Source organism: Pseudarthrobacter sp. WHRI 8279 (assembly GCF_040224115.2).
In the GTDB taxonomy this organism is placed as follows: domain Bacteria; phylum Actinomycetota; class Actinomycetes; order Actinomycetales; family Micrococcaceae; genus Arthrobacter.
The window spans coordinates 3130864-3152454 of sequence record NZ_CP168162.1 but is presented as its reverse complement, the minus strand read 5'-3'; the positions used below and the strand labels follow the sequence as shown (position 1 = coordinate 3152454).

At 66.6% G+C, this 21591-nt stretch carries 22 protein-coding genes; 10 read left to right on the top strand and 12 right to left on the bottom strand.

Annotated elements, in window-relative coordinates:
* Position 1: 1 nt before the first annotated feature.
* On the top strand, positions 2-376 hold the full coding sequence (locus tag ABRP28_RS14525) for a nuclear transport factor 2 family protein (protein WP_350003632.1): 375 nt from the start codon (positions 2-4) through the stop codon (positions 374-376).
* Positions 377-445: 69 nt separating this feature from the next.
* On the top strand, positions 446-1423 hold the full coding sequence (locus ABRP28_RS14520) for a hypothetical protein (RefSeq protein WP_350003633.1): 978 nt from the start codon (positions 446-448) through the stop codon (positions 1421-1423).
* A 6-nt stretch (positions 1424-1429) separates the two neighbouring features.
* Here the strand turns inward: ABRP28_RS14520 and ABRP28_RS14515 are convergent, their stop codons facing one another.
* Positions 1430-2080 carry a LysE family translocator gene (locus tag ABRP28_RS14515; RefSeq protein ID WP_350003634.1) on the bottom strand — a complete coding sequence of 217 codons (651 nt, stop codon included), beginning with the start codon at positions 2078-2080 and terminating at the stop codon, positions 1430-1432.
* Between the two features lie 105 nt (positions 2081-2185).
* On the opposite strand from ABRP28_RS14515, the gene ABRP28_RS14510 reads away from it, so the two are divergent.
* Positions 2186-2641, top strand: a complete 456-nt coding sequence (locus ABRP28_RS14510; protein WP_231456079.1) for an Lrp/AsnC family transcriptional regulator — start codon at positions 2186-2188, stop codon at positions 2639-2641.
* Positions 2642-2644: 3 nt separating this feature from the next.
* On the opposite strand, the gene ABRP28_RS14505 is transcribed toward ABRP28_RS14510, so the two are convergent.
* Complete coding sequence (locus tag ABRP28_RS14505) at positions 2645-3103, bottom strand: Lrp/AsnC family transcriptional regulator (protein WP_350003671.1); 459 nt, start codon at positions 3101-3103, stop codon at positions 2645-2647.
* Positions 3104-3443: 340 nt separating this feature from the next.
* On the opposite strand from ABRP28_RS14505, the gene gluQRS reads away from it, so the two are divergent.
* Positions 3444-4325 carry a tRNA glutamyl-Q(34) synthetase GluQRS gene (gene gluQRS / locus ABRP28_RS14500; protein WP_350003635.1) on the top strand — a complete coding sequence of 294 codons (882 nt, stop codon included), beginning with the start codon at positions 3444-3446 and terminating at the stop codon, positions 4323-4325.
* A gap of 9 nt (positions 4326-4334) precedes the next feature.
* A complete protein-coding gene (locus ABRP28_RS14495) occupies positions 4335-5012 on the top strand; it encodes an HD domain-containing protein (RefSeq protein WP_350003636.1) in 678 nt (225 codons plus the stop codon).
* Here the strand turns inward: ABRP28_RS14495 and ABRP28_RS14490 are convergent.
* From ABRP28_RS14490 to ABRP28_RS14480, 3 genes are all read right to left on the bottom strand, one after another.
* Positions 4990-6249 (bottom strand): low temperature requirement protein A, encoded by a 1260-nt coding sequence (locus tag ABRP28_RS14490; protein ID WP_350003637.1) that lies wholly within the window; start codon positions 6247-6249, stop codon positions 4990-4992. The genes ABRP28_RS14495 and ABRP28_RS14490 overlap by 23 nt on opposite strands.
* Positions 6250-6294: 45 nt before the next feature.
* The gene (locus ABRP28_RS14485) at positions 6295-7611 is read right to left on the bottom strand and encodes an ATP-binding protein (RefSeq protein ID WP_066272352.1); all 1317 of its coding nucleotides are present in this window, start codon (positions 7609-7611) and stop codon (positions 6295-6297) included.
* Between the two features lie 133 nt (positions 7612-7744).
* Entirely contained in the window at positions 7745-8692 is a 948-nt protein-coding gene (locus ABRP28_RS14480) for an L-lactate dehydrogenase (protein ID WP_350003638.1), read from the bottom strand.
* A 164-nt stretch (positions 8693-8856) separates the two neighbouring features.
* Between ABRP28_RS14480 and ggt the strand changes: the two genes are divergently transcribed.
* Positions 8857-10713: a gamma-glutamyltransferase gene (gene ggt / locus ABRP28_RS14475; RefSeq protein ID WP_350003672.1), complete on the top strand. Its 1857-nt coding sequence runs from the start codon at positions 8857-8859 to the stop codon at positions 10711-10713.
* Positions 10714-10805: 92 nt separating this feature from the next.
* On the opposite strand, the gene ABRP28_RS14470 is transcribed toward ggt, so the two are convergent.
* From ABRP28_RS14470 to ABRP28_RS14455, 4 genes are read right to left on the bottom strand one after another with little or no spacing between them, the layout of a single operon-like run.
* The gene (locus tag ABRP28_RS14470) at positions 10806-12320 is read right to left on the bottom strand and encodes an amino acid permease (RefSeq protein WP_350003639.1); all 1515 of its coding nucleotides are present in this window, start codon (positions 12318-12320) and stop codon (positions 10806-10808) included.
* Between the two features lie 32 nt (positions 12321-12352).
* On the bottom strand, positions 12353-13786 hold the full coding sequence (locus ABRP28_RS14465) for an aspartate ammonia-lyase (RefSeq protein ID WP_350003640.1): 1434 nt from the start codon (positions 13784-13786) through the stop codon (positions 12353-12355).
* A gap of 6 nt (positions 13787-13792) precedes the next feature.
* Positions 13793-14833 (bottom strand): asparaginase, encoded by a 1041-nt coding sequence (locus ABRP28_RS14460; RefSeq protein ID WP_350003641.1) that lies wholly within the window; start codon positions 14831-14833, stop codon positions 13793-13795.
* A 20-nt stretch (positions 14834-14853) separates the two neighbouring features.
* Positions 14854-15555 (bottom strand): FadR/GntR family transcriptional regulator, encoded by a 702-nt coding sequence (locus ABRP28_RS14455; RefSeq protein WP_350003642.1) that lies wholly within the window; start codon positions 15553-15555, stop codon positions 14854-14856.
* Between the two features lie 84 nt (positions 15556-15639).
* On the opposite strand from ABRP28_RS14455, the gene ABRP28_RS14450 reads away from it, so the two are divergent.
* From ABRP28_RS14450 to ABRP28_RS14440, 3 genes are all read left to right on the top strand, one after another.
* Complete coding sequence (locus ABRP28_RS14450) at positions 15640-16233, top strand: class I SAM-dependent methyltransferase (protein ID WP_350003643.1); 594 nt, start codon at positions 15640-15642, stop codon at positions 16231-16233.
* Between the two features lie 152 nt (positions 16234-16385).
* On the top strand, positions 16386-16652 hold the full coding sequence (locus ABRP28_RS14445; RefSeq protein ID WP_350003644.1) for a helix-turn-helix transcriptional regulator: 267 nt from the start codon (positions 16386-16388) through the stop codon (positions 16650-16652).
* Positions 16649-17899 carry a HipA domain-containing protein gene (locus ABRP28_RS14440; RefSeq protein ID WP_350003645.1) on the top strand — a complete coding sequence of 417 codons (1251 nt, stop codon included), beginning with the start codon at positions 16649-16651 and terminating at the stop codon, positions 17897-17899. Before ABRP28_RS14445 ends, ABRP28_RS14440 begins: the two co-directional genes overlap by 4 nt.
* A 21-nt stretch (positions 17900-17920) precedes the next feature.
* Here the strand turns inward: ABRP28_RS14440 and ABRP28_RS14435 are convergent, their stop codons facing one another.
* Complete coding sequence (locus tag ABRP28_RS14435; RefSeq protein ID WP_350003646.1) at positions 17921-18853, bottom strand: hypothetical protein; 933 nt, start codon at positions 18851-18853, stop codon at positions 17921-17923.
* A gap of 15 nt (positions 18854-18868) precedes the next feature.
* Positions 18869-19486 (bottom strand): uracil-DNA glycosylase, encoded by a 618-nt coding sequence (locus ABRP28_RS14430; protein ID WP_350003647.1) that lies wholly within the window; start codon positions 19484-19486, stop codon positions 18869-18871.
* Between the two features lie 144 nt (positions 19487-19630).
* Between ABRP28_RS14430 and ABRP28_RS14425 the strand changes: the two genes are divergently transcribed.
* Complete coding sequence (locus ABRP28_RS14425; protein WP_350003648.1) at positions 19631-20137, top strand: hypothetical protein; 507 nt, start codon at positions 19631-19633, stop codon at positions 20135-20137.
* A 7-nt stretch (positions 20138-20144) separates the two neighbouring features.
* Here the strand turns inward: ABRP28_RS14425 and ABRP28_RS14420 are convergent, their stop codons facing one another.
* Complete coding sequence (locus ABRP28_RS14420; RefSeq protein ID WP_350003649.1) at positions 20145-21578, bottom strand: amidohydrolase family protein; 1434 nt, start codon at positions 21576-21578, stop codon at positions 20145-20147.
* Between the last annotated feature and the right edge of the window lie 13 nt (positions 21579-21591).

The following is a 21591-nucleotide window of genomic DNA, read 5'->3' as shown; positions in this document are numbered from 1 at the left end:
CATGACGGACCAGACTTCAGCCCGGGACCACGTGCACGCCTGGATGGAAAAATACCAAACCGCCTGGGCCAGCAATCTGCCCGGCGACATTAGGGACCTCTTTACCGAGGACGCGCGGTACGAGACGCGGCCGGGCGATCCGGACCCGTGGCTGGGCCGGGATGGCATCGTGGACCGCTGGCTTGCGGCCCGGGACGAACCGGCAGACTGGACCTTTTCGTGGCAGCTCCTGGGTGCGGACGGTGACACCGCCTTCGTCCAGGGCGTGACTACCTACTCCGCCGGGAGGCCCTCCTACGACAACCTGTGGGTCATCCGGTTCGACGGTGAAGGCCGCGCCGCCGCCTTCACCGAATGGTTCATGGAGCGGGCCTAAGCCTGTCTGTGCTGTCGGGCCGGCCGCCGGGCCTCGGCGTGGGCGGCCGTGCACGGTTAGCATGGAAAGATGACCGCCGGGGACACTGCACCGATCTATTGGGACAGCCGCGACCTCACACCGTTCGGCGCGCCGCAGCTGCGCACCCCCGTCCATGACCTCGCCGGGGGAGTGGGCGAACTGCTTACCGGCGTGCTCGGCGGACGCCACCCCTCGCTGCTCTCGGTGGACGGTGAAATCCCCCGGCTGAAGCGCATGATGCCCAAGCCGGCCAAGGCCGTGCACGACGCCGTGTTCGCCAGCCGCCAGCCCGAGCAGCTGATCACGCTCGCACGGGCCTATCCCGGATGGGCCGGTCTCTGCTACCTCATGTCCGGGCTGCTGGTCTACAAGCAGGGCGGCTACCTGCGCGCTTCGGAGCTTCTCCAGCGCGGCCTCACCACCAGGAACGAGGACGAGGCCAACCGCTACTCTTCGACCTACCTCACGCGGATCGTTACCCGGATCGAGCTGGCGGAGCGGGTGGAAATCCCTGTCCTGTTCAGCGAGGAGTCGGTGTTCCTGGCACTTGCGCACTCGCTGCGGGAGACGGGCCGCACGGAAGCTGCGCTGGACGCCCTCTCGGGGCTGCCGCCGTCGCTCCCCATGGCCCTGGCGCGCTGTTCCCTGGCCCTGACCTTGGGCAGGAGCCGGACAGTGATCGACTGGACCGACGGGCTGCTCAACGCGGACGACCTCTCGGCCGCGCTGCTGCTGGTACGGGCCCGGGCCCTGCGGCGGGAGGGGCGGCTGGAGGCTGCGAACCAGACCCTCACCGAGGTGCTGCGCCGCCGCAAAACCCACATGACGCTGCGCAATGACGCCCTCACTGACCGGGCCCTGCTGCTGCTTGACTCCAGCCGGAGGTCGCTCAATCCGCGGGACTGGGGGCGGCGGCACGAGGACCCGGTGCCGCAGCGGGAGATTGCCGCCCCGGTGCCCATCCGCAAGGATGAGGAGATGCGCCGGATCTGGGAACAGGACTGGCAGAAGCTCAGCGGCGACTAGGGCTGCCTACCCGGCTGCGCCCGTGCCGGCCATCACCGGCAGTAGTTGCTCGGCAAGCAGCACCAGCGCCAGGGCAACCATAATGATTCCGCTGGCCAGCGTCACCGCCCGGGCGGCGCCGGGCCGGGTCTGCAGCAGGGTGCGGGACAGCAGGGCAACAGCGGTGTACACCAGCCCCGCGAGCAGCACGAACGTCATGCCCAGCAGGCCTGACTGCACCGGGACCGGCAGGGGAGCGTCGGCGCTGACGAACTGGGGAACGAGCGCCACGTAGAACAGCAGGCCCTTGGGATTGATGCCGCTGGTTCCCATCCCCTGAAGGAAGGTGCGGAGCCCCGTGCCGCCCCCGCTGCCGCCGCCGGCCGTGAAGCTTGCTGCCCGCCACGAGCGGAGGGTACTGACGCCAAGCCACATCAGGTACGCGGCGCCGGCCAGGGTGATCCATCCCAGGACCCCGGGCGCACCCGCCAGGACTGCCGCCAGCCCCGCCACCAGCAGGACCGTGTGAAGGACGTATCCGCCGCAGAGCCCCGCCACGGCCGGCACAAAGCTGCGCTGCCTGAGGCCGGCAGCAATGGAGTACGCCCAGTCCACCCCGGGGGTGCAGGCCAGGGCGGCGGCCACCAGCACAAAGGCCATAAAAAGCTCGGGGTTCATCGTTTCTCCTGCGGTGCGATCCAACAGGAGAAACACTAGATACTTTGGACGCGGAAGTGCTGTCCCTTTTCGCTGACAAAGCAGCGCTGGAGGTAAGATTCTTGCGTGATCGACCATATTGACAGAAACATCTTGCGCCACCTGAAAGAGGACGGCCGCATGACGGCCACGGCGCTCGCTGCAAAGGTGGGCCTGACGGTTGCGCCCTGCCACCGCCGGCTCCGTGACCTGGAACGGTCGGGCGTCATCCGGGGCTACAAGGCGGACATCGACCCCTCCGCCGTTGGCCTGGGATTCGAAGCGATTGTTTTTGTCACGCTCCGCCAGGTGGACCAGGCAACCATGGAGATCTTCGAGAACCGCGTGGCGGACAACCCCAACATTGTGGAGGCCCAGCGGCTCTTCGGTTCTCCCGACTACCTGCTGAAGGTCATCGCGGAGGACCTGCCCGCGTACCAGCGCTTCTACGACGCAGTTCTCACGTCCCTGCCCGGCGTGGAGCGGCTCACGTCCACGCTGGTGATGAAGAACCTGAAGTCCAACGCGGGCCCTCCGGTGTAAGGGTCAGTCCCTAAGCAGCCCTGTGGTGCGGTACGGAATGACTTCACGCAGGAACATGCTGGTGGACGTCCGCACGATCCCCGGGCAGAGCCTGATCTCCTCCGACACCCGGTAGAGGTCGTCCGGGCTGGTGGCCACCACGCGGATCAGCAGGTCCGTATCACCGGCGGGAGCATGGCATTCAAGGACTTCCGGAATGTCCCGGAGCGCCGCAATGGCCTCGTTGAGGTGGCTCTGGTCCAGCTCCGCGCTCACGGAAGCGGCTACTCCCCGTCCCAGCGCGGCGGGAAGCACCCTGCTGCTGTTGGGGCGGAGGGCGCCCGAGGACGTCATGCGCTCCAGCCGCGACTGGACCGTGCCGCGGGCCAGCCCCAGCCGCTGGGCCAACACCATGATGGGAACCCGTGGATCCTCATCCAGCGCCCCCAGGATCCGCTTGTCGGTGGAGTCCAGTTCCTGCAATCTGATCACTTCCTGTCCCTCTGCGCCGCGGAGAGTGGTCAGACTGTTCAACGGCGGCCGCGCCTGTTGCACCAACTGTACGGATGCTGGTGAAATGTTGGCAATGAGGGCAAAGCTACCGCTGATCCCCGCAGGCTCACAGGCTGCCGGCACACCACCCGGACACTGGACACCGCTTCCCGCAAGGAGGCTGCCCTGATTGACTCTTGTTCACACCATGGTCTTTCTGTAAACACGGCAAGGGCCCCTGAACTACCGGCGTCGGATCTCCGAAGTCATCGGTAGCTGAGGGGTCCTTGTGTTGTCCCCGGGCACCGCGTCCCGCGCCTAGTGTTGAACCATGACCTCCGCCGGCCGCTTCGCCCCCAGCCCTTCCGGGGAACTGCACGTAGGAAATCTGCGCACCGCAATCCTGGCCTGGCTGTTTGCCCGTTCCGGCGGGCGCAGGTTCCTGCTCCGCGTGGAGGACCTTGACCGGGCCCGCGCCGGCTCGGAGGCCGGGCAGCTGCGGGACCTGCAGGCTGTAGGGGTCACCTGGGACGGCGGCGTGGTGCGCCAGACCGCCCGCGGCCCGCTGTACGCCGAAGCGATCTCACGGCTGGAGGCGGCGGGCCTCACCTATGAGTGCTTCTGCACCCGGCGCGAAATCCAGGAGGCGCCCTCGGCTCCCCACGCACCGCAGGGAGCGTACCCGGGAACCTGCCGGAACCTCGATCCCGCTGAGCTGGAGTTCAAGCGCTCAACCAGGCCGGCCGCCATCAGGCTTCGCGCCGGCGCCGCCGAGTACACCGTGCGGGACCTCCTGCACGGGGAGTTCACTGGAGTGGTGGATGACTTCGTGCTGCGCCGCAATGACGGCGTGACCGCCTACAACCTGGCGGTGGTGGTGGACGACGCGGAACAGGGCATCGACCAGGTGGTGCGCGGCGACGACCTCCTGCCGTCCACCCCGCGCCAGGCCTACCTGGCGTCCCTCCTGGATATTCCTTCTCCGGAATATGCGCATGTTCCCCTGGTGGTGAACAACGACGGTGCCCGGCTGGCCAAGCGTGACGGGGCAGTAACCCTGCAGGACCTCGCCGACGCCGGAACTCCCCCCGCTGCCGTACGGGACCGGCTGCTGGAATCGCTGGGGCTGCCGGCAGGACCGCTCGCTAAAGCTTTGGCTGCTTTCGATCCGAACTCCCTGCCGCGGAAGCCCTGGGTCTGGAGCGGCCCGTAGGCTTAGGGCATGTCAGACCAGCATGCTGCGGAGCAGACCCCGGCACCCACATTCACCGTAGAAACAGCGAAGGTCCTCGCCGAGGTGGCCCACAACCGCCAGAAGGACAAACTGAAGAGGCCGTACAAGGACCACGTTCTCGCGGTGGGGGACGCGCTGGCCGACTTCGACGACGACATCCGCATCGCCGGCTACCTGCATGACATCGCCGAGGACACCCCCATGACCAGGCAGGCCCTGCTGGACATGGGCGTATCTGAGCGGGCCGTGGAAATCATTGAACGGGTCACCACCCGGTTGCACAGCAACCCGGACGACTACCAGGCAGGGATCCGCGAGATCGCCGAACACCACGATGCCGCCCTGGTCAAAATCGCGGACAACGCGCACAACTCGCTGCCGGAGCGCGTCCGGGCCCTGGCGGAAAAGTGGCCGGACAGGCCGCCCGTCACCAAGTACAGGGATGCCCGTCCCGTGCTGTACGCCGCAGTGGAGGTTGAGGAGATCCGGAAAATCCTCGCGCGCGTGAATCCGTGGCTGCTGGAAGAACTGGATGACCGCCTGGATGAGGAGGACACCACGGATTACGAGAACCTGTCCTACGGTGACGCCGGGCCGGAGGCTGTGCGGGAGCCGAACGCTGCGGAAAGTGATGCTTCCGGCGCTACGTCGCCCGGGGACCGGTAGTTCCTGCTTCCAGCTTTTGAAGGGCAAGATGCAGCCGGCCGGACCCGCGGCGTTCGTCGACCACGATCGAGGCGCCGAGTGCCAGCACAATGACCAGCAGGCAGACGGGGACCGAAACGCCAGCTACCGCCAGGCCGACTGAAACGGCCATCGCCGCCAGCACACCGCCGGCAACCGTGATCACCGTGCGGTCCGGGCCCACCATGATGCTGTACAGCCACGTCACGGAACCCTTGAACAGCGCCACCGGAATGGCGATGCTGGCCACGGCGGCAGCGCCGCTGATATGGGCTTCGTGGTCAATGTAGTAGGCAGCGACGTGCAGGCCCGCGCCGGTGGCGGCAATGGCGGCGAAGATGGGGATGTGGCCGTAGCCGAAGAGGAAGGACCGGTTCCGGCGCAGGTGCAGGGCTCGTCCGGCCGGCAACATGAAGTAGATCCACCACATGGCAAACGCCAGCGCCGTCCCGCCAAAACCGACCAGCGCCGCATCAACGCTCCAGCCGTGGTTGGCCACGATGGCCCGAAGTGTCTCGATGGCACCGATCAGGCATTCACCCAGGGCGATGATGGCCAGCAGGCCGTAGCGTTCGGCGATGTGGTGCGCATGCCAGGGCGTCCTGGTCTTCCGCTCGGCGGCGAAGGGGGTGAACATTTCCAGGACGATCAGCGGCACAATCATCAGCAGTGTTGTGGGAACGTCAGCCTCGATCACGGCTACCGCAATCCACCCCAACTGCACCAGCGCCAGGTATCGCGCGTAACGCAGGCACGTTTCGCGGCGGGCCGGGTCCTGCCGCGCCGCCCTGAGCCACTGGGACACCAGGGCCAGCCGCATGATCACGTAGCCGCCCACCATCACCGCGTTGTCCACATGCTCGCCCTCCACCAGCGAATGGAACATGGGCTCGATCCCCATGGCCAGGATCAGGACGCCCACAATCTGGAGCATGGTGACCACGCGGAAGATCCAGTCGTCCGTGTCATAGGCGCTGGCAAACCACGTGAAGTTGATCCACGCCCAGATCACTGCGAACATCGCGAAGCAGAAGCCCAGCAGCCCGGCCAGGACGTGGGCTTCCGCCATCTCATGGGCGAACTGGCTGCCGGCAACCCCAAAGGCGATGACGAAGGTCAGGTCGAAGAAGAGTTCAAGGGGAGTGGCGGCCCGGTGCGTCTCGTGCGGGTCCCGGCCGCCCATGCGCGCCATGGCATGGCGGAGGGGATTGGAGGACATGGGTCAAAGATTACGCCCCGCCGTTCCCGCTCCGGAACTTGTGTCCTAAACGCGGCCCAGGGCGTCGATGTCCTCCAGGAACTCCTGGTGCGCTTCGGCGCTGACCGTGGTCCGAGTGTCGCCGATGGCGTCCAGGTAGTCCTGGGTGGATGGACCCTTCCGCACCGCCTCCCGGACGGACAGGCTGCCTCCGGAAGCGAGCCCGCCGTCGTCGTACACTGCTTTCTCCAGCGCACGCTGGGAGGCACTGCGCGCGGCATATTCAATGTCCGCCGGGGAAAAGCCCTCGGTGCGTTCCACCAGCAGCTCCACGTCCACCGAGTCCACCACGGGCGCGGGGATGAAGCGCTGCCACATGGCTTCGCGGGCCTGCCGGTCCGGCAGGCCGATGGGGATGACGTAGTCGAACCGGCCATGGCGCAGGAAGGCCGAGTCCAGGGCGCGGATGAAGTTGGTGGCGCAGACCAGCAGGCGGCCGGGCTGTTCGCGGAAGGCCGGGATGATCTTGAGCAGCTCGTTGGTGACGCCCTGCAGGGGCGACGGCGGCTCGCCGGAGCGCTGGGAGGCGATCTCCTCCACCTCATCGATGAACACCACCGCGTGCTCAAGCTCGGCGATCTCCAGGAACGTCTCCCGGAGCGCGCCGGCCAGGCCCTGGGGATCAGCGGCGAGCCGGGAGGGGAAGACCTCCACGAACGGCCATTCCAGCCGGGACGCGATGGCCTTGGCGAAGGTGGTCTTGCCGGTGCCGGGCGGGCCGAAGAGGACCACGGCGCGCGGCGGGACCACGCCGAACTCGTCGGCGAGGTCTGCTTCGGCAAGGGGAAGGACCAGGCGGCGTTCCAGCAGTTCCTTTTCCTTGCGCATGCCGGCCACGTTTTCCCAGAGGTCCCGGGCCAGGACGCGTCCGCCGAGCTGGCCGAGCGCACCGAGTTCCTGCCGCTGGACGGGGATGGTGCGTTCGAAGTAGCGCAGGTTCTTCTTCAACGCGAAACCGCGGCTGAGGAACGCCTCCACCCGCGTTTCGGACTCCGGCATGAGGGCTGAGAGCTTATTGAGGCCGTGGGGCGCCATCCGGTTCTCGACGGCGGCGAGCAGGGAGGTGCCGATTCCCCGGCCGCGGTACTCAGGCAGCGTTGCCAGGAAGACAATCCAGCCCTGGTCATGGGCGGCGCGTCCGACGGCGGCGCCCACCACCTGCTCGCCCTGCACCGCCACCACGGCATGGTCCTTCTCGCAGGAGGCCAGCACCTCGGACAGGGCATAGACCGGTTCCACGTTGCTCGCCTTGAGGCTTTCCCAGAGATGCAGGATCCCGTCCAGGTCCGCCGAATGGAAATCCCTGATGCGCCAGTTGGTCATGGGTCTACTCCTGAGGTGGTTCGTCGTTGAACTGTTTAAACGGTGTGCAGCGCTGTGCCGAGCATATGCGACCCGCCGCGGACGGGGGGTTGCGGGAGCGTTGCATGACGGCCGGCCAGGCCGGCGGTGGCGGTCAGACGCCCAGGGTGTCCAGCGAATGCCGCAGGGTGTCCGCGGAATGCTGCAGGGCCGCCAGCTCGCCGTCGTCCATGGGCATCTCCAGGACGGTGTGGACGCCGCCCCGCCCCACAACGCTCGGCAGGGAGAGGGCAACGCCGGAGATGCCGTGCTGTCCGTCCAGCACCGTGGACACCGGCAGCACCGCCTTGTCGTCGCGGAGCAGGGCTTCCACGATGCGCGCACCGGAGAGGCCGATCGCGTAGTTGGTTGCGCCCTTGCCTGCGATGACCTTGTACGCCGCCTGCGTCACTTCGCGTGCCGTCTCGGCCAGGTACTCGGGGGTGAAGACGCGTTCCCCGTCCACCATCCAATCGCGGACCGGGATGGGGCCAATGGTGGCGGTGGACCAAACCGGGAACTCGGTGTCCCCGTGCTCGCCCACAATGCTGGCGTGGACGCTGGGGACGGCCACCCCCGCCCTCCGGGCCAGCAGCCAGCGCAGCCGCGAGGTGTCCAGGACGGTTCCGGAAGAAAAGATGCGCCCCGCCGGCAGCCCCGAAATTTTCTGGGCTGCCACGGTGAGGACGTCGCAGGGGTTGGTGACCAGGACGTAGACAGCGTCGGGGGAGTGCTTGAGGAGCCGCGGCATGAGTTCTTCCAGGATCCGCACGTTGGTGCCCGCGAGGTCCAGCCGGGTCTGGCCGGGCGCCTGCTTGGCTCCGGCCGTGATAACGACGACGTCGGCCCCTTCCGTCGCTGCGATGTCCCCGCCGCCGGTCATGGACGCGGCGGCGGCAGCGAACTGGGTGCCGTGGGCGAGGTCCAGCACCTCGGCTTCAGCCTTGGCGGCATTGACGTCGAACAGGGCGATGTTGCTGGCCGAACCGCGGATCAGGGCAGCGTACGCAAGGGAGGTTCCCACGCTCCCGGCTCCCACAACCGCAAGTTTGGATCCTGACATGGGGTACCTCGTTTCCCCGGCCCGAACGGGGACCGTGTTGGTGGTGCAACTGCCGGCAGTGGCTTCATGCTACCGAGGCAGCAAGGGTAGGCGGGAGCGTTGAGTGTCCATTACGGGAGGAGTAGCGTGTGATCCACCTCACCCGCACCCCTTCAGGAGCAACCATGCCATATCTGGGACGCCGGCTCGCTGCGGTCACTGCAGCGCTGGCGATGAGCGTGACAACCTGTGCCTTGACCAGTCCGGCATCTGCCGATTCCGGGCAGGCCGATAAGGCCAAGAAAACCCCGGTAGCCACGGGCTACGGCGGCGCCGTCAGCACCGTCGACCTGGACGCCTCCGAGGCCGCCATCAAAATCCTGCGCAGGGGAGGCAACGCCGTGGACGCAGCCGTGGCCGCGGCCGCAACCCTGGGCGTTACCGAGCCGTACAGCGCCGGGATCGGGGGTGGCGGCTACTTTGTGTACTACGACGCGGAGTCGGAGGAAGTCAGCACGATTGACGGCCGTGAGACTGCCCCGGCCGAAATGCCGGAGGATGCCTTTATCAACCCGGAAGACAACAAGCCGTATTCGTTCAAGAAGCAGGCCACCAGCGGGATCTCCGTGGGTGTTCCCGGCACGCCGGCCACGTGGGAGCGGGCGCTGGAGCGCTGGGGGCGGCTCAGTCTCGACGATGTGCTGAAACCCGCCATAACGGTGGCCACCGCCGGGTTTACGGTGGACGAGACGTTCCGCCAGCAAACGGCGGACAACCAGGAACGCTTTGCTCCGTTTGAGGCAACAAGGGAGCTGTTCCTGCCCGGTGGTGCCCCTCCGGCCGTCGGAACGACCTTCAAGAACCCGGACCTGGCCGATACATACAAACTCCTGGCCCGTCACGGCATGGACGCCTTTTACGAGGGCAAGGTGGCCGAGGACATCGTGCGGACAGTCCGTAATGCTCCTTCAGCACCGGGAACCGAGGAGTTGCCCGGTCCCGCAGGCGTGATGACCACCGAGGACCTGGACGACTACGAAGCGCTGGACCAGGACCCTACCCACGTGAACTACCGGGGCTACGACGTCTACGGCATGGCGCCCTCCAGCAGCGGCGGCACCACCGTGGGCGAGGCACTGAACATCCTGGAGGAGTTCGACCTTCCCGGGCTGAAGGAGGACCGCCCTGCCGCCCTGCACCACTACCTTGAGGCGACTGCGCTGGCGTTCGCGGACCGCGCCAAGTACGTGGGGGACCCGGCATTTGTGGATGTCCCCACAAAGGAACTCCTTGACCCGGTCTTCGGCAAGGAACGGGCCTGCGAGCTTGATCCGCTGCGGGCAGCAACGAAGCCAGTGGCGGCAGGTGACGCAGCGGACTACAACGGCACCTGCGACGTTGAGCCGGCAGCGCGCGCCGATGACAAGGACACGGAGAACATCAACACCACCAACCTGACGGTCTCGGACAAGTGGGGCAACGTGGTGGAATATACGCTCACCATCGAACAAACCGGCGGGTCGGGGATCGTTGTGCCGGACCGGGGGTTCATCCTGAACAACGAGCTCACCGATTTTTCCCCCGTGTTCAGCAAAACCGATCCCAACCGTATCCAGCCCGGCAAGCGGCCGCGGTCGTCCATGTCGCCCACCATTGTGCTCAAGGATGACGAGCCGTTCCTGGCCCTGGGCTCGCCGGGCGGCTCCACCATCATCACCACCGTGCTGCAGACATTGATCAACCGCATCGACCTCGGCATGACCATCGGGGAGGCGCTGGCCGCCCCGCGGGCGTCCCAGCGGAACACCGTGAACGTAACGGCTGAGCCAGCGTTTATTGAGGCCTTCCCCTCCCTGGACACGCAGTACGGCCACAAGCTCGTGCCGGCCGGTGACGCCTTCACCTCTGCGGCGGAGATCGGTGCAGCAACGGCCATCGAGTTCAGCGACGACGGAAAGAAAGCCACCGCCGCGGCCGAGCCGACGCGCCGCGGCGGGGGCGCGGCGATCGTGGTCAAACCCTCACATGAGCCACGCGAGTAATGCGGTAAACCCTGCGTAAATCACGACGGCGGCACCGCAGGTTCCATGATTCAGGAACCTGGGGTGCCGCCGTCGGGCGTTAAGGCAGGTGTTTACTTCTTGAACGTGGCCGCGGGTGGGTTGGCGATGACGGGGGAGAGACCGGTGTGGCCTTCGCGGGTTTGGGCGATTTCGCGGATGCGGGCCCGGCAGGCGTACCAGCCGAACACCATCAGGATTGAGGCGATGGCGGTGACGAGCATGGTCAGGGGGGATTCGATGAAGACCATGATGAGCACGCCCACCAGGAAGAGGAGGGAAAGGTAGCCGGTGTAGGGGGCGCCGATCATGCGGAAGGAGGGGCGTTCGAGCCAGCCTTTGTTGGCCCAGCGGTGGAGTTGGATCTGGCACAGGACGATGGTGGCCCAGGTCATGATGATGCCGACGGAGGCGACGTTGAGGACGATTTCGAAGGCCTGGGCGGGGACGAGGTAGTTCAGGGGGACGCCGAGGAGGGACACGGCGGCGGTGATCGCGATCCCGCCGTAGGGGACGCCGGCTTTGTTCATGCGGGAGGCGAAGCGGGGGGCGGAGCCGTTGACGGACATGGAGCGCAGGATCCGGCCGGTGGAGTAGAGCCCGGCGTTCAGGGAGGACAGGGCTGCGGTGAGGACCACGAGGTTCATGATGACGTCCACGCCCTGGATGCCGATGGAGCCGAAGAAGGTCACGAAGGGGCTGACGCCCTTTTCATAGGAGGTGTAGGGCAGCAGCAGGGCCAGCAGGATCACGGAGCCGACGTAGAACACCGCGATGCGGAAGACCACGGAGTTGATGGCCTTGGGCATGATTTTTTCGGGGTTTTCGGTTTCGCCGGCGGCGGTGCCGACGAGTTCGATGGAGGCGTAGGCGAACAGGACGCCCTGCATCAGGATGATCATGGGCAGCAGGCCGTTGGGGAAGATCCCGCCGTTGTCCGAGAGCAGGCTCAGGCCGACCTGTTGGCCGTCGACGGGGGTGCCGAAGATGACGAAGTAGGTGCCGACGATGAGGAAGATGACCAGGGCTGCGACCTTGATCAGGGCGAACCAGAATTCCATTTCGCCGAAGACCTTGACCGAGACGAGGTTCAGGGCCAGGACCACGACGAGTGCGGTGAGGGCCCAGGCCCATTGCGGGACCGCTGCCATCCAGGGGATGTAGTTGCCGAAGAAGTTCATGTAGAGGGCGGCGGCGGTGATGTCCACGATGGTGGTGGTGGCCCAGTTGATCCAGTAGAACCAGCCGGAAACGAACGCGGCCTTCTCGCCGAAGAATTCCCGGGCGTAGGAGACGAACGAGCCCGAGGAGGGGCGGTGCAGGACCAGTTCGCCCAGGGCGCGGAGGATCAGGAAGGCGAAGAACCCGCACACCGCGTAGGCGATGACCAGGGACGGGCCTGCTGCGTTCAGGCGGCCGCCGGCGCCCAGGAACAGGCCGGTGCCGATCGCGCCGCCGATCGCGATCATCTGGATCTGCCGGGGCTTCAAATTCTTGTGGTAGCCCTGGTCCTCGGCATGCAGCGCCGACTCGGAAGCATGGGCATGACCACCATCAATCACGTGGTCCGGGAGTGGGGAATTCGGCATGGGGGTCCTTGGGGTATCCGTTGGCATGGGGATCACTTGCTCAGGTTGGCGAGGCGCTCGGGGCTGAGGAGTTCCTGGAGCTGGGTATTGGTGAGGAGTCCGTGTTCCAGGACGAGTTCGGCCACGCCCTTGCCGGTTGCCAGGGCTTCCTTGGCGATGGCGGTGGCGGTGGCGTAGCCCAGGTGCGGATTGAGGGCTGTGACCAGGCCGATTGACTGCTCCACGGTGCGGCGGAGATGCTCGGTGTTCGCGGTGATGCCCCGGATGCAGCGCGCCGTAAGGGTGCGGCAGGCGGCTTCCAGATGGGAGATGCTCTTGTGGAGGCTGTGGACGATGACCGGCTCGAACGCGTTCAGCTGCAGCTGTCCGGCTTCGGCCGCCATGGTGATGGTGACGTCATTGCCGATGACCTCGTAGGCCACCTGGCTGACCACTTCCGGGATCACCGGGTTGATCTTGCCGGGCATGATGGACGAGCCGGACTGGACGGCCGGCAGGTTGATTTCGCCGAAGCCGGCGCGCGGCCCGGACGAGAGCAGGCGGAGGTCGTTGCAGATCTTCGAGAGCTTGACGGCCACGCGCTTGAGCACGCCGGACAGGTGCACGAAGGCCCCGACGTCCTGGGTGGCTTCGATCAGGTCCGGGGCGGTCACCAGCGGCAGGCCGGTCACTTCGGCGAGGTGCCGGCAGGCCGCTTCTGCGTAGCCCGCGGGTGCATTCAGGCCCGTGCCGATGGCTGTGGCGCCCAAGTTGATCTCGTGGATGAGGAGATCGGCTTCGGCAAGTCGGAGCCGGTCTTCGCCAATGGTGATGGCGTAGCTGCCGAACTCCTGGCCGAGCGTCATCGGTACGGCGTCCTGGAGCTGGGTGCGGCCCATTTTCACCACCGTGCGGAACTCGAGCGCCTTGGAGGCGCAGGCCTCTTCCAGTTCAGCCAGTGCGTCCAGCAGTTCCCGTGCGGCGAAAATGGTGCCGAGCTTCACCGCTGTGGGGTAGACATCATTCGTGGACTGGCTGAGGTTCACATGGTCGTTGGGGTGCAGGCGGGCGTAGTCGCCCTTGGGGCGGCCCAGGATTTCGAGGGCGCGGTTGGCAATGACCTCGTTGGCGTTCATGTTCGACGACGTCCCGGCACCGCCCTGGATGACGTCCACCACGAACTGGTCGGCCAGCTTGCCGTCGAGCACGTCCTGGCAGGCCTGCTCAATGGCGTCCGAGCGTTCGGCATCCAGCAGGCCCAGTTCCCGGTTGGTGCGGGCGGCAGCCAGTTTGACCGCAGCGAGGCCCCGGACCAGGTGCATGTTGGAGGAGAGCTTCTGGCCGGTGATGGGAAAGTTCTCCACGGCCCTGAGCGTGTGCACGCCCCAGTAGGCGCCGGCCGGGATGTCGCGGTCCCCGAGCAGGTCGTGCTCGGACCGGGTGTGCTCAGGTGGGATCGCGGAGGCGGGGGTATCGATGATGGTCATGTGTCCTTACGGGGCTTCGTTGACGGGTGTGGACAGGGAACGTTCGGCCAGGAAATCGGTGGCCTGCAGGAGGCCCACCTGGAGACCGCCGCCCATCACGGGGGCGGTTCCGAGGGCGGCAAGCCCGGTGGTGTCCAGGCCCAGCGCCTCAAGCAGCTTGAGGGTGGCAGGCATGCGGGCACGGTCGCCGCCGTCGGAAATCTTTACGGCTGCCGAGCGGCCGTCCGCCAGGCCCACCAGCTGGACGCCTTCAAAGCCGTCCTTCGCCACCGCTCCCGGAAGCAGGCGCATCAGTTCGGTGACGTCGCGGCCCTCCCCGGCCACCATGTCCGGATGCTGCTGCATGGCGAGGCCGACGGCGGCTTCCGCACTGCCGTCGTCGTCCGCGGCGGCGCGGGCAATAGTTCCGAAAGCGCGGGCCATGCCCGGCAGGGTGAGGCCGTACAGGGGCGTTCCGCAGCCGTCTGTGCTGAGGGCGCGGGGCTCCTCGCCGGTTAGTTCGGTGACGGTGGCGGCCACAAGCCGCTGCAGCGGGTGCGAAGGATCCAGGTAGCCCTTGACCGGCCAGCCGTTGATGGTGCAGGTGGCGGCCATAGCGGCGTGCTTGCCGGAGCAGTTCTGGGTGAGCTGGGTGGCGCGGCCCCCGTTCCGCAGCCACTCCTCCCGTTCAGCTGGGCCGTAGGGGAGGTCCCTGCTGTTGCCAAAATCGCTGACACTGAGGCCGTGCTGCTCAAGGATCCGCAGGGCCCCCTGGCGGTGCTTTGCGCCGCCAGAGTGGCTTGCGGCAGCCAGGGCGAGGAGGTCGGCGGGAAGTTCGAGTCCGGCGCGGACCATGGCGACGGCCTGCAGCGGCTTGAGCGAGGACCGGGGGTAGAACGGTGCAAGGGGATCGCCCGCCGCCGCGGCTGTGGTGCCGTCAGCTTCCAGCGCAATGGCTGAGCCGTAGTGGACGCTTTCCACCAGTCCGTCACGGGTGGCAGCGACCAGGGCGGTGTGCTGCGGGAGGGCGGCAGCACTGAGGGCAGGTGAAAGGGCAGGGGAAAGCATGGATTCCTTGGCTGATTGGATTATTTACTGAGAATGGATTCGAGGGCCAGGCCCACGGCATGCAGGTGGTGGGCCATTGCGGCGCGTGCGTCCCCGGCGGAGCCTGCCTCGATGGCTGCCAGGATGTCCTGGTGTTCGGCATCCGAGGCGTGCTGCCTGTCCGCCACCATGTTCAGGGTTTCGGACTGGTGGGCCAGGGCGTCACGGATGTCCGCCACTACGCTGGCGAACACCCTGTTCCCGCTGGCGCGGGCGATGGCTGCGTGGAAGCTGGAGTCCAAGGCAACCCAGGACTCGGGGTCGGTCTCGGTGCGCATGGCGGCCACGAGGTGGCGGAGTGTTTCCAGTTCCTCGTCGCTGCGCCGCTCCGCGGCCAGGCCGGCAGCGGGCACCTCGATGTGCGGCCGGGCTTCCGTGAGGTCCCGCGCCGAGTACTGGCCGAGGGTGAGGTCGTTGGCCACCTTGTCTGCCATAACGAAGGTGCCTTTGCCCGTTTTAGTAACGGTCAGGCCCAGGGCCGTGCAGGAGCGGAGGGCCTCGCGGATCACCGAGCGGCTTACACCGTACTGCTGGGAGAGGGTGGCCTCGGAGCTGAGCTTGCTGCCTACCGGAACAGCTCCGGACTCGATGTCCTGCCGGATCGCGTTGAAGACCGCTTCGGCAGCGCTGAGCCGGGCAAGGGGTGCAGGCTGTCCTGCTGTCCGGCTGTCTGACAGGTTCACGCTTTAAATATGGCAGGGGTCACACGTAGTGTCAACATGGGCCGCCTCCGGAAGCGCGGAAAGCGGTGTGCGAGACTGTGCGGCATGACTGATGCCGTGCGCAGATACTGGGACAGCCAGGCTGGGAACTTCGATGTTGAAGCGGACCACGGCTTAGCTGACCCTGCCGTCCGGCAGGCATGGGAGGACTTGCTGCTGCCGCTGATGCCTATGCCGGGATGCGACGTGGCGGATCTTGGCTGTGGGACCGGCAGCCTTTCTCTTCTGCTGGGCGAGGCCGGGCACCAGGTCTGGGGTGTGGACCTGTCCGAGCAGATGGTGGCCAGGGCGCGGACCAAGCTGGCGGATGCGGGCGTGTCCGCTGACTTCGTGGTGGGCGATGCGTCGGCACCACCGCGCGCGCATGGCTCTGTTGACGTTGTCCTTGCCCGGCATGTGTTGTGGGCCCTCCCGGATCCTGACGCCGCGCTGGCTCGGTGGGCCGGACTGCTGCGGGGAGCGGGCACCATGATTCTGGTGGAAGGGCTGTGGGGAACTGGTGAGGGGATTCCCGCGGACCGCTGCCTCGAACTGGTCCGCTCCCATCGGAGGGAAGCCACTGTGACAATGCTGACGGATCCAGCCTTGTGGGGCCGGGAGATCACGGACGAACGCTACGTAATTGTCAGTACGGCCTAGCAAACGCTTCGCCCGCCCGGCCCGCCCTTCGCCTGCGCGAGGCCAGCTCCACCGGCATGTTCGTGCCGATTCTCCCACTTCTGGTGGATGGCAGCTCGCGTTACACTGGCAATGAGTGCGTGAACGGAACGATCGTACCTATGGGGAGTGCCATGACCCAGAGCTTTGCGGCGATGCTCGCAGGAGAAGTGCGTGCCCGCCGCGCAGTCCTCCGGCTGACACAGCACGACCTCGCCCAGCTGGCCGGCGTCTCCGAGCGCTTTGTCCGGTTCGTCGAACAGGGCAAGCCGAGCGTCCAGCTGGATTCCCTGGTCACCGTCCTTGAAACCTTGGGCCTGGAACTGCAGGTTGCCGCCCGGACCAGCCCGGCTGCCCGCGCGCTGGCCGGGCCGCCAGCTGAGAACAGCGCTGAACAATGAGGCATCGTATTGCGGACATCTATAAGGCGGGTGTCCTTGCAGCGCGGCTGGAAAGGCATGACGGCGGTACCCGCTTCAGCTACCTGCCCGCCTACCTCCAAACGGGCGCGCCCGCCGTCGCGACTTCCCTGCCGCTCAGCAGCGAACCGGTGCTGTCCGCGGCCGGCGCCGCCCCGCCCTATTTCACCGGGCTCCTGCCCGAGGGCCGCCGCCTCAATGCGCTGAGGCGCTCCATCAAGACCAGCGCGGATGACGACCTGTCCCTGCTCATTGCAGCCGGCGCGAATCCCGTAGGCGACGTGCAGATCGTCGGCCACGGGGAGCAGTTGGACCCGGATGACCATGCAGTCCGCCTCGACCCGAAGAAGCCGGTGGACTTCGACCAGCTGCTGGGGGACCCGGACCTGATCGACCCCGTAGCCTTGGCAGGCGTGCAGGACAAGCTCTCCGCCGGCATGATCTCGGTTCCGGTGACCGGTACCGGGCGGCAGTTCATCCTCAAACTCAACGCCCCCGAATTTCCGCATGTGGTGGAGAACGAGCTGGTGATGTTCCGTTACGCCTCCAAGTTAAGGATCCCCCTAAGCAAAGTCAGGTTGATCCGGGACGTTGCCGGAAGGCCAGGGTTGCTGGTTGAGCGCTTCGACCGGGTTCCCGGACCGGCTGGCCAGCGGGGCGGTGTTCAGCGGCTGGCGGTCGAGGACGGGGCGCAGGTGCTGAAGCTCTATCCTGCGGACAAGTACAACGTGGGCTACGGGCAGGTCTGCCATGCGCTGGCGGACCACTGCGCTGCGCCACTTCCCGCCCTGAGGAACCTGGCCATCCAGTGCGCCTATGCATGGCTGGCAGGCAACGGAGATCTGCATGCCAAGAACGTCTCAGTGGTCCAGCAGCCTTCGGGCGAGTGGACCATCGCGCCGGTCTACGACATCCCCTCCACAGTGGTCTACGGGGACAAGACCCTTGCCTTGACCATCAACGGCAAGCGCACCGGTGTCTCACGCCGTCACTTCCTCGGCTGGGCCACCGGGCTTGGGTTGACGGGGCGTGCCGCAGCCCAGGTGGTGGAGATTGCCCTGAAAGCGGCCGGGCCGCTGCTTGCGGACCTGGAGTCCGGGTCCGCCTTCCGGGGACTGAACGGACATCCGGTACAGAACTTCGATGACGGCGGCTCCCCGTTTCCGGATATGGTCACCAGGGCCTGGGTCAAGGAGTTGAAGCATCGGCGGCGGCTGCTTGAGGGGTAGGCCTGGTGCTGCAGGTCCCGTCTATCTCCCCTCTTGCCACCTCAGCGCCCGCAGTGCGCGGAGGGTGTTCCACCGGCTGGGTTTCCCGTCGCCGTCCTCCAGTGTGAAGTGCACCTTTCCGGGGTGGGTGTTCTCCAGCAGCCACGTGCCGTCCGGCTGCTGCCCGGCGCGGACCACCTCTGCGGCTTCTCCCAGTCGTTCATCGGGCGTGCCTCCGGCGGAGCGGAAGTAGTCCAGCCCGCGGAGCACGTCGTAGAACCAGCGGGTTGGGTAGGAGAACTGCAGCCATCCGGGATCCACTTCGGAGCCTGTGCTTTTGCGCCTGTGCAGCCTTCGATCAAGCAGGTATTCCTCGCCGCGGTGCCGGGCCGCCCGGGATGCACCGGACCCGCCGGTGGCGTGTTCGTGCTGAAGCAGCCCTTCCAGCACGCAGATGGTGGTGTGGAATGAAGAGCGGGTAGATCCGCGCCCTGCTTCGCAGTTCCATCCGCCGTCCGGAAGCTGTTCACTGACCAGCCGCTCCACCACGGTGTCGACGTTCTCCCCGAAGTAGGCGCCAAGCCCCACCACCATGCCGTTGATGCAGGGCTCGGTCTCGCCCTCGAAGAAGGGCTGGTTGCCCTCCTCCCAACGGCTCTTCTCCCTGACCAGGCTGACAGCCCGTCGAGCTTCCTCGCTGGCAGGGTTCAAGCCGAAGTCACGCAGGAGCAGAAGGCTGTAGGTGGTTGCGGTCCAGGGCTGGCCTTGAGGGTCGTCGTCGTGGTCCGGCCAGTAGGTGTCGCCGTCCCATTGTCCGTCCCCACCCTGCAGAGCAAGCATGCGCGCGCCCCAGCCGCGGGTGGCAACCAGGTCCCGCTCGGCACGCACTTGTTCAGGCAGGGCACCGGTGAGGTCCCTCATGACCTGCCAGCGGAGGGCCGGATCGGACTCGAGCAGCCAGGCGATGAGATCCATGCCTTGAGGGGAATATTAGAGGTGCTGGATTCCTGCCCGTTGCATGGCGTCCTTGTAGATGTCCACGTTTTTGGCCAGAAGCTCTTCCTGCTTTGCTTCCGAGACGGCGAAGGCCCGTCCTCCCAGGGCTGTGGCCTTGTAGACCTTGATGCCGCTGTTCTTCAGGGACTGGTGGTAAGTCTTCTCGAAGAGGGTGAGGAACGTGGAGGCGTCGGTGCCGTGGGCGATGACGGCCGAGACCCTCGAGTTGATCTTCAGGAACTGCCGGAACGGGCGGAGTCCGTCAGTTTTCTCCTGCACGTTCAGGGCTGACGGCATATCCGCGTCGCGGACCCAGGGATAGGCGTGCCAGGGCATGACATAGCGGGGATCAAGTTCTGCCAACTCGTAGATCTGGGTGGCGCGGCGGGCAGCCTCATCGTCGTTGTTGTGCGAGACAAAGCCGGACTCGGTCCCCTTGCCGGGGCTGACCTGCAGGCTGACGATCCGGCACTCGTCCTCATCGTGCACAGGGTCGATGTAAGGGACGACAGACCCTGGCTTCTTCTCCATCAGTTCATCGCAAAGCTGGGTTACCTTCGCAATGTTCGGTTCCTGTAGCAGGGCCTTTTTCTCGTCCCAATCAATCGTCACGATTTCTCCCTCAGCAGCAAGGCGTCCAGAATCAGGCGTCTTAGGCCACTCTACGCTTCCGCGCTAATGGGTGGGCAGGTGAAGTGCTCTCTCCCTTCTGCTGGACCCGGCCTTGAGCTGCCACACGTGCTGTTGAATAAGGGAATGCAGTTCACCCAAAACGGCCTGAAAGCCGATGGTTTCGCCGGCTTCCGTCCCATCGGCTCGCTTGAGGTCATGCGGGTCCCGCAGGGAACCGGCGTCTTCGCCGTCCTGGCGCCGGAAGGGTTCCAGCCCCGCTTCCTCAGGAAAAGCACCGCAGGCGTCTTCAAGAAGAAGGACCCGTCGCTGCCCGAGCCCGCCCTCGCCACCGAATGGGTGGACACCGCCGTCGTCCTCTACCTGGGCAAGGCAGGCCCGGGCAGCAAAGGCAACCGCGGCCTCCGGCGGCAGATCCAGGAGTTCCTGGACTTCGGGCAGGGGAAGCCGCCGGGGCACTGGGACGGCCGCCTGGTCTGGCAGCTCGCCGACGCCGAAAAGCTACTCATCGCCTGGAAGGAACTGCCCGCCGAAAACCTCGGAAAGGCGGAAGCTGACTACCACACAGCCTTCGTTGAAGAACACGGTAAGCTCCCCTTCGCCAACCTGGTGAGGGCGCGCACCAGGGGGTAAGCCAGGCCTAGGCCAAGCCGGCGTCGTACGTAAAACGCCCAGCAACCAGCGTCGCGGCCACCGGCATCGCAGCGAACACCCCGTCCGGCGCAGCCAAAGGATCGGCGTCCAGGAGCACCAGGTCAGCAGGATCCCCCTCCCGGACCCGCGCACGCCCCCGGGTTGAGGCCAGGAGTGCCTGCCCGCGCGTGATGGCTTCCTTGGGATGCCACGGCCCGCGCCCGTCATCGCGTGCCCGCACGGTGGCCGCCGCCATGGCAGCCCAAGGATCGAGCGGCGCCACCGGGGCATCCGAGCCCAGCAGCAGCGAGGCCCCCTCATCGAGCAGGGAGCGCAGCGGGAAAGCGCGGTCAGTCCGTCCGGGCCAGTTGGTTTCTGCCGCATCTCGGTCATCCAGCGCATGGACAGGCTGAACACTGGCCAGCACGCCCAACGAGCCAAAACGCGCCAAATCCCCACGGCGCACAAACTGGGCGTGCTCGATCCGCCCGCCAATACCCGCGCGCTCAAACGCGTCAAGGGCCACCTGGTTTGCCGCGTCCCCAATCGCGTGGACGGCGGGGAGAAATCCGGTGTCCCTTGCCCGCCCCAGCAGCGCCAGCAGCTCCTCCGGCTCCACGGTCAGGAGCCCATGCCCGCCGAAGGGGTAGGGATCCACGCAATAGGCGGTGCGTGTATTTAATGCCCCGTCAATAAGCACCTTAAGGGGTCCCATCCGGAGCAATCCCTTGCCGCCGTCGACCACCTGCCCGGTCCGCATGCCGGCCGCCACGGCGCGTTCGAGGTCGGCCGGGTAAACACCGGCGTCCACGCGGAGGACGTCGAAACCGCCGGCAATGCGCCTAAGCCACGGGTCCCGGTTCCAAGTCATTTCGAAATCCACGACGCCCACCACACCGCGGGCAGCAGCCGCCCGGGCGGCCCCGGCCACCCAGGTATCCACGACGGCGTCCGGCAGGCGGCCCAGCTCCCGGGTCAGGGCGAAGGCCGGGTCCTCGCGGAGCAGCCCGGAGGCGTCCACCCGCACCCCATATCGGCGGGCGGCAGCGGAGTTGAGCCACACGCAGTGCAGGTCGTGGCTGACCAGCGCGGCGGGCTGGCTGCCGGTTGCGGAATCCAGCAGCGCCACGGAGGGCGTGTCAGCCCACAGCGCGTCACGGAAGCCGACGCCAACGGCGGTCACCGCTAGATCTGCGCCGGGCATGGAAGAACGTACGACGGCGGCAGCATCCTGGGCGCTGACGGCGCCGGAGAGATCAATGCGGTTCGCATGCAGCGCCCACTGGGTCATGTGGACGTGCTCGTCCCACAGACCCGGAATCAGCCAGCGCCCGCCGGCGTCGATAACCCGCGCGGCGCCCGGGGACCCGACACCTGCACCGAGCCGGCTTACGCGGCCGGCGCTGATGTGGACGCTGTACAGTGCGGCGTCCCCCGGCATTCGCACGTCTGCG